The organism is Streptomyces sp. NPDC007095 (assembly GCF_040634475.1).
Taxonomy (GTDB): Bacteria; Actinomycetota; Actinomycetes; order Streptomycetales; family Streptomycetaceae; genus Streptomyces.
The window spans coordinates 20692-30762 of the sequence record NZ_JBEYFS010000147.1; the positions used below are offsets into that span (position 1 = coordinate 20692).

Consider the following 10071-nt stretch of genomic DNA (forward strand, 5'->3'; position numbering starts at 1 on the left):
GTTCGAGACCGAGGCCCGCCCGCCACCCACCCCGGCCCGCATCTTCAGCCCGTCCGGCGTTTGAGGACGAGGCCGTTCAGGCCGATGCGGGGGTCCAGGGGGCGCAGCGCCCCTGGCGGGGTTGAAGGGGCGGAGCCCCTGGGGGATGGGACGGGTAGGGGCGGCGGGGGCGAGAGACTCCTGGCCCGCGTACCGGGGCGCGGTGCCGGGAATAAGCGGGGACTGTCTCCTGTTGGCGGTCGGAGGACAGCAACACGTACGCAACAGGAGGCACCCCGGTGGACGACACGGACGAGATCCGAGGCACCGCGCAAGGCACCGCGCCCGTACCCGTCTCCGTACTGGACCTGGTCACCGTGGGCGCCGGCCGCACCGCGACCGACGCCCTGCGCACCAGCGTCGCCATCTCCCGCCTCGCGGAGTCCCGCGGCTTCCACCGCTACTGGGTCGCCGAACACCACTCCATGCCGGGCGTGGCCTCCTCCTCACCCGCGGTGATCCTCGCCCACCTCGCCGCCCACACGACCCGCATCCGCCTGGGCTCGGGCGGTGTCATGCTCCCGAACCACGCCCCCCTGGTGATCGCGGAGCAGTTCGGCACGCTGGAAGCCATGGCCCCGGGCCGAGTGGACCTGGGCCTGGGCCGAGCCCCCGGCACCGACGGCGCCACGGCCGCCGCCCTCCGCCGCACCGACCGCCTGAACGAGGGCGCCGACGACTTCCCCGAGCAGCTCGCGGAGCTGACCCGCTTCCTGGACGACGACTTCCCGGCCGGCCACCCCTACGCCCGCATCCACGCGGTCCCGGGTCCCGTCCAGTCGACCTCCCCGGGCGGCGTACAGTCCCCGCACCGCCCCCCGATCTGGCTCCTCGGCTCCTCCGGTTTCAGCGCCCGTCTGGCCGGCGTCCTCGGCCTCCCCTTCGCCTTCGCGCACCACTTCTCGGCCCAGAACACGATCCCGGCGCTGGACCTCTACCGCGAGTCCTTCCGGCCGAGCGCCGTGCTGGACGCCCCGTATGCCCTGATCGGCGTCTCCGCCCTCGCCACGGACGACGAGAAGGAGGCCCGCCGCCAGGTCAGGGCCGCGGCCCTGAACATGGTCCGTCTGCGCACCGGCCGCCCGGGTCTTGTCCCGACCCCGGAGGAGGCGGAGGCGTACGACTTCAGCCCGATGGAACGTGAGTTCGTCGACTCCTGGAACGCCAACGTCATCCACGGCACCGCGGACGAGGTCCGCGCCGGCCTCGACGACCTCCAGAAGCGCACCGGCGCCGACGAGCTGATGCTCACGGGCAACGCCCACGGCGGCGACGTACGCCTGCGCTCGTACGAACTGATCGCGGACGCGTACGGGCTGCCGAAGGCGGACTAGCGCCCGTTGGCCGCCGGGCTCTCTGCCGGAAGATCTCCGTCAGGAGTTCGCCGTCAAAAGGGCGGAGATACGATCCGGCGCCACCGGGCGGGAGTACAGCCAGCCCTGCCCGGTGTCGCAGCCGATCCCGCGCAGCCGGGTGGCCTGGGAGGCGGTCTCCACGCATTCGGCGGTGACCGTCAGGCCGAGCCGGTGGGCGAGTTGGATGAGGGCCTCGACGATGACCTCGTCGGCGGGGTTGGGGTGGGCGCCGCCGTCGGGCCCCTCGTACTGGAAGCCGCGGACGAAGGAGCCGTCCAGCTTCAGGACGGAGACCGGCAGGCGGCTGAGGTAGGCGAGGTTGGAGTAGCCGGTGCCGAAGTCGTCGATGGCGATGCGGACGCCCATGTCGCTGAGGGCCTGGAGAGCCTGGAGGGGCCGTCCGGCCGAGCCCATCACCGCCGACTCCGTCAGCTCCAACTGGAGCAGATGCGGGGCGAGACCCGTCTCAGCGAGGATCTCCGCCACGTCAGCGACCAGGTCGGAGTCCCACACCTGCCGTACGGCGACGTTGACGCTGACGAAGATCGGCGCCGCGTCCGGGTGGTCCAGCTGCCAACGGCGGGCCTGGCGGCAGGCCGTGGCCAGTACCCAACGGCCGAGCTGCACGATCGAACCGTCTTCCTCGGCCAATCCGATGAACCGATTCGGCGTCAGCGTGCCGAACTGCGGATGGTTCCAGCGGACCAGCGCCTCGACCCCGCGCACCCCGCCGTCCTCCATGCCCACCAAGGGCTGGTACTCCAGGGCGAATTCGTTCCGGTCGATCGCCGCCCGGAGCGTGGAGGAGAGCGCCTGACGGGTCATCCGGTGGGCGTTGCGCTCCGGGTCGAACAGCGTCCAGCGGCCCTTGCCGTCCGCCTTCGCCCAGTACAGCGTGGTGTCCGCGGCCTGCATCAGATGGGTCGCGGACGTCCCGGCGGCGCGCCGCTCGACGACCCCGATCGACGCGGAGACCGACAGCCGCTGCCCGGAGAGGTCGAAGGGCGCCTGCAGTGACTTCAGGACGGACTCGGCGAGGTCGGCCAACTGGTCCGTCCCTGTCGAGTCCTCGACCAGCAGGGCGAACTCGTCGCCGCCCAGCCGGGCGACCAGGGGAGTGGCCCCCCGGGCGTAACCCGCCTCGTCGGCGCAGCGCGTCAGCCGTTCGGCCACGGCCGCGAGCAGCCGGTCGCCGACCCGGTGGCCGAGCGTGTCGTTGACCGCCTTGAACCCGTCCAGGTCCAGATAGCAGAGCCCGATCCGGCCGGTGCCGCCCTCCTCGTACGCCTCCGCCTCCAGGGCGGACGAGAGCCGCTCGAAGAACAGCGTGCGGTTGGGCAGCCGGGTCACCGGGTCGTGCATCTGCAAGTGCCGCAGCCGCGCCTGGAGTTCACGGCGGGCGCTGATGTCCGCGATGGACAGCAGCACCGCCTCCTCCTGCGCGGGCAGCGGCGCGACCGTCACCTGCACCCAGAGCGAGTGCCCGTCGGGGTGCTTGAGGCGGCGGGTGCAGCGCAGCCGGGCCTGCCGGCCGCGCAGTACCTCGCGGTACGCGTGCCAGGTGCGGGCGTCGGAGGCCAGATCGACCAGATCGGCCGCGATCCGCCCCACGAGCGCGCCCGATCCGGTGCCGAGCAGCGAGCCGAGCGACTCGTTGGCGGTGGCGACCAGACCCTCGCGGTCGACCACGGCCATCGGAAGGGGCGCGGCGCCGAAGGCGGCACGGAACGCACCGGGAGATGTCGAGGTCCCGGCGGGTAGGACGAGCGCCGCATCGGGGACGGACTGGGAAATGCCAGGAACTGACTCGGGCGTGTCGGGGATGGACCCGGGCGTGTCGAGGGGGGACTCAGGCGTGCCGAGGGTGCCGAGGGGTGTTTCCGCTGGGGCGTACGAGCCGGGAGAGGCACCGGCGCAAGGGGATGCGCCGGGGGGTGAAACAGCGGAGACGGATGCGCTGGGAGGCACCCCGGCGTACGTACGAGGAGACGTACGCGGAGATGTGTCGATGTGACGTTCTGTGACGGCCGACCGGATGAGATCTGCCGTGGGCGTCGGCCCTTCGGACGTTCCGCTCACCGCTCGCTCCCGCAGTGCACTCGTTCTTCGTATGGGTCTCTCGGGTGGTCGGCCGGTGCTTGACGGCCGAACAAGCCGTGTCCGTGCAGGAAAGTGTGCCGATCATAGAGGCTGGTTCCGGAGCCTTCCAGCCACAGTCCAGTGTCCCGGAACAACCACCGGTTCTGACAGATCGTTTCTGCCTGCATCTGGACCGGTTCCTGCGTCTGGCGATCGCATGTGACGTTCCGTGAGTGTTCGGGGTGTCGTTCGGGGTTTCGGCTGCTCACGGGTCCTCACTCTTCTGGTGCAGGCAAACAGGGCGAAGTGTCACGAACTATCCCAGGCTGGGTGCGGTGTCCCGAAAACCGCATCCGGAGGTCGACGTGCCGCGTCAGCGCCCCCTGAGGGATCTCACCCGAGAGGCCCTGCGGCGTCGAAGCCGTGATGTGCCGCGGGTTCCTGACGTCCTGACGGTTCTCGGCGTGCCGCGGGTCCTCACTCGTCCGGGTGCGCCACGGGCCTTCGCCCGTCCGGGTGTGCCACGCTGGCGCAGCACCGCGGCCGTGTTCACCTCCATGTCGGCGCTGGCCGCGACTTCCCTGATCACGGGCCCCGCGCTCGCCGAACCCCTCTTCTCCCCCTGCGCCCTGAAGCGGACCGAGGCCCACCACTCGGAGGGCCTGGACACCTGGAACGCCGACTATCCGCGTCCCACCCGCCCCCTCGACGCGGTGCTCGTCTATCTGTCCTTCCCGGACTCCCGGCCCCGCACCACGCCCGCCGAACTGGCCGCCGACTACTTCCCGGCCACCAGCCAGTTCTTCGAGCGCGCCTCGTACGGCAAGTTCACACTGCGCCCGCATCCGCAGCGCGACTGGATCCGGATGCCGCACGCCTCCACCTCGTACGCCATAAAGCGCGACTGGAACGCGGCGCGGCGCGGCGACTATCTGCGTGACGCGGTCACCGCGGCCGACCGGCAGGTCGACTTCTCCCGCTATGACATCGTCTACTTCGTGGCCGACCCGGACGCGCCGGGCGTCGACTCCGACGCGACGAAGGTCGTCAACCTCGACACCCCCATCGAAGCCGACGGCACGGACATCCGCCGCGTCGTCACGGTCTTCGAGAAGCACCCGCCGGACCACCTCGTCCTCGCCCACGAGACGGGGCACGTCTTCGACCTGCCCGACCTCTACCACCGCCCCGCCGACGGCAAGGGCGACTGGGACACCTACGTCGGCGACTGGGACCTCATGGGCAGCCAGTTCGGCCTCGCCCCCGACCTGTTCGGCTGGCACAAGTGGAAACTGGGCTGGCTGGAAACGCGCCAGGTGGCCTGCCTGCGGGAGCACGGGACCACGAGGCTGACGTTGGAGCCGCTGGGGTCGGGTCCGGTGACGGGCGGGGCGGGGACGGCGGCATCAGGAGCGCCGGTTTCCGTCGCGAGCGCCCCTGCTCCGGCCGGTCCGGCACCGGCTTCGGGCTCCGGGAGGCCGCCCTCGGACTCGGAGGGCTCCGCCTCGGAGCCCGGGGGTTCGGTTCCCGGTCCCGGGGGGTCCGCCGCGGGCTCCGGGGCGCCCGTCTCAGGCGCCGTCTCCGACCCCGCCTCCGGGGGGTCCGTCCCGGGCTCCCGGGCGCGGACCTCGGCCCCGGCCCTGTCGGCCTCGCGGGCGGTCCTGCCGACCTCGGCACCGGGGGCGCGCATCTTCGGTTCCGGCCGCGGTACCAAATTGGCGGTCGTCCGTACGGGTCCCGACAGCGCGCTGGCCTTCGAGGCGCGCACCTCGACGGGCAACGACGGCGCCACCTGCACACAGGGCGTCCTGATCTACCGCATCCGCAGCGAGGCCGACTCCGGCGGCGGCCCGGTCGAGGTCATCGACGCCCACCCGCACTCCGAGTCCTGCTGGGGTGAATCGGTCTACCCGCCCCTGGCGGACGCGCCCGTCGGACTCGGGGAGAGTTTCACGGTCCCCGGCGAGAAGGTGCGCGTCGAGGTCGAGGACCGGACGGCGTCCGGGGCGTGGACGGTGAAGATCACGACAGGCTGAGCCCCTCGCCCGCGCGGAGCCGGACACGCAAGAAGCCCCTCGCTTCCGCGAGGGGCTTCCCACCGTCTGTGCGCCGCCAGGGACTCGAACCCCGGACCCGCTGATTAAGAGTCAGCTGCTCTAACCAACTGAGCTAGCGGCGCCTGCTGACGTCGTAGACCTTAGCATCCTGATCGGCGGGAGGAAAAATCGATATCCGCACCGCGGCGGAGGCGGCCGTCCGGGCCGCCCGGACGGCCGCCCACACCAGGATCTCGGGCCCCGGAAGCCACGGATTCCGGGTGTCGGGCGCCACCAGCCAGCGGGACGTGAGGCGGGCGACGGGGCTCAGGGCGGGCACGGTCACGGCGTCGCCGACCCCGTGGCAGAGCAGCGGAGGAATGGCGTCGACGCGCCCGGATTCCCCTGACTCGCCCGCCCCCCACTCCTCCCACTCCAGGAGCGACGGCAGGCGCTGTGCTGTGCCCGGCGCGCTGAACAGCAGCATCCGTCCGCGGTGCACGGCCACCGGGCCGGAGCCCGGCCCCTCGTCCCACAGCCGGCCGAGCATCCGCCGGCCGAAGATCGCGGGTACGTTGACGATGTCGAAGGCGGTGCCGCAGGGCAGGACGACCGGGGCGGTCGGGCGTTCCTCCCAGAGGGTGAGGGTGCTGCGCGGATACGTTCCTGCCGAGGCGAGCCAGGCGGCTCCGTCCGGGGTGACGCCGGAGACGTCGAACCGGTCGGGCAACGGGGCGGCGGAGCTTGCCGAATTCCGTGTGCTGCTCATGCCCGTCAGATCTACCGTCGGTAAGCATCCGCCCCCCGAGAGTTGCGAGAACCCGGGACAGAACGCCGGGGAGAGGAGTACCTTGCCCCCTTGGCATATGCCAGGCTTCTGGGCTTTCAGGGGCGCGGGGAACCGCGCGACAAGCCCAGGCCGCGGGGGCGAGAGAACCTGGCGGCTACACGGAAACGAACGGCTCACGCATGGTCGCCCACCCCATGCCCGAGCCCCCGCCCGTCCCCCTCGACCCCCCGCAACAGATCCCGCCCGAACTCGACCATCTTCTTCGCATAGTCCTCGGTCCACTCGGCCCGCTCCGCGATCGCAGCCGGCGTAAGCCGGTCGAACCGCCGAGGATCAGCCAGCTGCGCGGCGGCGATCGCCTGGAACTCGAGCGCCCGATCGGCCGCGGCGCGAAACGCGAGCGTCAGCTCCGTGGCCCGCGCCAGCAGCGCCCGAGGATCGTCGATCGACTCGAGATCGAAGAAGTGCTCCGGATCACCGGCTGCCTCCGCGGGCTCGAAGAGCAGGGGCGCGGGGCGTAGCCGCGGTTCGTTCCGACGCGGCGTGGGCTCCGCCATGTCTTGTCCTCCTCGTACGGTTCAGGGGCCCGCTTCGTGGGTGGGCCACCGTCCATTCTCCCCCGTCCGCGCAAGTAGGCCCGTGTGAGCGGACCCGCACAACCGTGCAAGCCGGACCCACGGCCACCACCCATGGATCCGCCATGGATCCGAGGTGGATCTACGGTCGCCACACCACCCGATGCTCCGCCAAATGCGACAGCACCGCGTGATTGGCCTCCCAGCCGTCAGGAAACTTCACCGTGACCCCCAGCTGCACCGGCTCCGTCGACGGATGGTCGTCCAGCAGTTCCGTCACTCCCGCCCGGCACACCACGATGCACGCGTGCCGATGCCGCGAGGCGAGCACGCACAGCCGTCCCGTCTCCAGGTGGAACGCGGTCGCGTCGGGCCGCCCGGACAGCGGATGCAGCACCACGGTGACGTCGAACTCCCGCCCCTGAAGCCGATTCGCCGTGTCGACGGTGACGTCCGCGACCCCGAGGTCGGCGAGCGCCGCCCGTACGGCCGCCGCCTGGTCCCGGTGCGCCGTGCCGACGGCGATCCGGTCGGCGGTCAGCGGTACCGGTTCCTCCGCCCGCTCCGAGGTGGCCGCACCGCCCCGGTCCAGCAGCCGCCGTACGACCTGGGCCACCGCCCGTACCGCCTCCGGGTCCGTACGCGGCGTGTGCCGGGCCGGCAGCTCCAGCAGCCCCCAACCCGCCTCCGCCGCCTCGTCGATGACCCGGTCGGGACCCGAACCGTCCGACACCACAGCGAACTTCAGCCGTCGGTCACCATGGCCGGTGCCGCTGCGGAACGGCGTGTACGGGTAGAACGCGTCCGAGACGAGCGGCGCCGCGGAGGCCGGCAGCCGCCAGGACACCGGGAGGCGGTGCTGCGGCAGTTCGGGGTTGTGGGCCAGCAGTGTCGTCACCGCGGACGCCGACGGGTCGTACGACAGCCCCGCCCACTGCTCCGAGCCGACGATCGCGAACGGGTCCAACTGCCCGGGGTCGCCCACGAACAGCGCCCGCTCGAAGAGCCCCGCCACGGCCAGCAGCGCGTCCGACCGCATCTGGTAGGCCTCGTCGACGATCGCGTGCCGCCACGGCTCGACCCCCTTGACGTGGGCCCACTTGGCGGCGGTCGAGACGACCACGTCCAGTGCGGACAGATCGCCGGCCTTCGTGGACTTGCGGACGTTCGGCAGGTCGTCCAGAACCTTGTCGTAGGGGTCGGGATCGCTGCTGTGCAAGCGCCCTACCGGCAGCTCCCCGTTCTTCTCGGCGAGTCGCAGCACCAGGTCGTCGACCTGGGCGTTGGTCTGCGCGATGACCATCAACGGGCGCCCTGCGGAGGCGAGTTCGAGCGCCGCGCGGACGACGAGGGTGGATTTCCCGGCGCCCGGGGGAGAGTCGACCACGACGCCGCGGTGCGTGCCGTGCAGGGTGTCGTTCAGGATCGCGTCGGTGGCGCGGCCGGCCGCGGCTCCGGGATCGAAGGCCGTGGTCACAGGATGTCCTCCTTCGTCACCGGGTCCGGCTGCGGTACCGCGTCGGGCTCGCCCGGCGGTCCGCCGTGCGTCCACGGGGTCTCCTCCGGGTCGGGCAGCTTCGCGCCGCCCCGCTGCTCGTGCTCGAAGAGCGTGAAGCAGAGGAGGTCCCCCTTCTCCGGCACGGACCCGGTCTCGGGTTCCTTGCCGCGCCCCATCTTGTCGACGATCCGCAGGACCACGAGCCCGTCGCCCTCCGATGACTCCTCGTACCCGACGAACTCGGCCGCCTGCGGCTTTCCGCCCAGCGACCGGTACACCTTCGTCCGCTCCCCGAGGTGCGGCCGGTCGTCCGTGCGCACGGTCACCAGGGGGCGGGGGCTCGGCCGCTTGCTCTCGCTGTACGCCATGACGACGTCCCTGACCTCACCCGCGAAGGCCTCGCCGACCAGCCGCCGCCCGGCCATGACCAGCGGATCGTCGAGGGCTTCCTGCGCGTCCAGGCGGGCCTGTTCGCGCTCGCGCGTGGCCAGCTTGTTCGCGGCGGTGACCGCGTCGTCACGGCGTGGCTGCGGGGGCTCGCCCGCGGTGATCCGGTCGCGGTGGCCGGTGAACGACCAGCGGTCACGGGTCCACCGGTCGGCCGCGTGGGTGCCCTCGGGGAGCGTCCGCAGCAGGTCGAGGCCACGCCACACCGCGTCCCAGGTGGGCCGGGCGATCTGCTCGACGAGGGTGCGGATCTCCCGCTCGGCGGCGGTGAGTTCACCGAGCCGGTCGTCCGCCTCCAGGCCGTCCTCGGCGGCGGCGAGGGCGGTCCGCGCGCGGTCGTAGCGCTCGATGGCGGGAGCGAGCAGTTCGTTGTCGAAGGCGGGGTCGGTGGCCGGTCCCGCGGGCGGGCACACGAGCTGTCCCCGGGCATCCCGCCGCAACTCGGCGCGCAGCGCGACCTGCGCGCCCGACGCATCCTCCGGGGGGTCGATCCAGGCGAGCAGCGCCCCCAGGTGCTGGTCCTCCAGGCTGCTCTGGCCGGTCGCCCAGTGCCGCGACAGCACGTCGGTGAGGGCGAGCAGCAGGGCGGAGCCGGGCACCCGGGCCCGCTCCCCGAAGTGCGTCAGCCACCGTCCGAGCAACGGCACCCGGGGCGGCGCCGGATGGGGCGCCTCCGGCTCCTGCTCCGCGGTGCGCCGAAACCGCATGGAGCGGCCGAGGAGCCGTACGAACTCCACACCCCCGCGGCTCGGCACGATCAGCTGCGGGGCGTCCGCGCACAGTTCGGCCTCGACCTTGACGCGCTTGCCGGTCTCGGGATCGGTCTCGCTGCGCTCGGCCGCCTCGACGTCGTCGGCGTAGGTGTCCACGTACGGCAGTACGACATCGGCCAGCTCCGCGAGGAACGCGAACCGCAGGTCGCGGTCCCGGGGTTGCGGCACGACCAGCAGGCGGGGCGCGTCCCGGTCCGTGCCGACCAGCGCCCCGAGCGGGGCCCCGGCCTCACCTGCGGTGGTCAGCGGTACGAACACCAGGGGCCGCTCGGTGAGATGCCGGTGGCGCACGGTGGCGACGGGCTGGGCCCGCCCGCTCTCGACGGCCTCCAGCCGGGCGAGGGTGGCGATCAGCGACAAGGGGCCACCTCCGGGAGGACTTCGTCTGCCCGTAGGGGCCCGAGTCGCCGGAGAGGTCATCGGGCGCGAACGCTTCGGGGTCTTCATCCATCTCGACGGAGTCTCGAACGCCGTGGCGC

General features: G+C 72.2%; 7 protein-coding genes and 1 tRNA gene. 2 read left to right on the forward strand and 6 right to left on the reverse strand.

The features are described 5' to 3' along the window. Window positions 1–278 precede the first annotated feature (278 nt). Window positions 279–1373, forward strand: a complete 1095-nt coding sequence (locus ABZ656_RS37990) for an LLM class flavin-dependent oxidoreductase (protein ID WP_360274380.1) — start codon at window positions 279–281, stop codon at window positions 1371–1373. 39 nt (window positions 1374–1412) lie between these two features. On the opposite strand, the gene ABZ656_RS37995 is transcribed toward ABZ656_RS37990, so the two are convergent. Continuing rightward, window positions 1413–3089 carry an EAL domain-containing protein gene (locus ABZ656_RS37995; protein WP_360274383.1) on the reverse strand — a complete coding sequence of 559 codons (1677 nt, stop codon included), beginning with the start codon at window positions 3087–3089 and terminating at the stop codon, window positions 1413–1415. A gap of 941 nt (window positions 3090–4030) precedes the next feature. On the opposite strand from ABZ656_RS37995, the gene ABZ656_RS38000 reads away from it, so the two are divergent. Beyond that, window positions 4031–5509 (forward strand): M6 family metalloprotease domain-containing protein, encoded by a 1479-nt coding sequence (locus ABZ656_RS38000; protein WP_101408105.1) that lies wholly within the window; start codon window positions 4031–4033, stop codon window positions 5507–5509. 69 nt (window positions 5510–5578) lie between these two features. Here ABZ656_RS38000 and ABZ656_RS38005 read toward each other — a convergent pair. The 5 genes from ABZ656_RS38005 to ABZ656_RS38025 all read right to left on the reverse strand — a co-directional run bounded on the left by ABZ656_RS38005 (window position 5579) and on the right by ABZ656_RS38025 (window position 9952). After that, a tRNA-Lys gene (locus tag ABZ656_RS38005) sits at window positions 5579–5652 on the reverse strand. Beyond that, window positions 5643–6278 carry a bifunctional DNA primase/polymerase gene (locus ABZ656_RS38010; RefSeq protein ID WP_101404993.1) on the reverse strand — a complete coding sequence of 212 codons (636 nt, stop codon included), beginning with the start codon at window positions 6276–6278 and terminating at the stop codon, window positions 5643–5645. Before ABZ656_RS38010 ends, ABZ656_RS38005 begins: the two co-directional genes overlap by 10 nt. A 194-nt stretch (window positions 6279–6472) precedes the next feature. Then, complete coding sequence (locus ABZ656_RS38015; protein ID WP_101404994.1) at window positions 6473–6856, reverse strand: hypothetical protein; 384 nt, start codon at window positions 6854–6856, stop codon at window positions 6473–6475. 160 nt (window positions 6857–7016) lie between these two features. Further along, window positions 7017–8351, reverse strand: a complete 1335-nt coding sequence (locus tag ABZ656_RS38020) for an AAA domain-containing protein (RefSeq protein WP_101404995.1) — start codon at window positions 8349–8351, stop codon at window positions 7017–7019. Beyond that, window positions 8348–9952: a hypothetical protein gene (locus tag ABZ656_RS38025; protein ID WP_360274388.1), complete on the reverse strand. Its 1605-nt coding sequence runs from the start codon at window positions 9950–9952 to the stop codon at window positions 8348–8350. The genes ABZ656_RS38020 and ABZ656_RS38025 overlap by 4 nt, the downstream gene beginning before the upstream one ends. Between the last annotated feature and the right edge of the window lie 119 nt (window positions 9953–10071).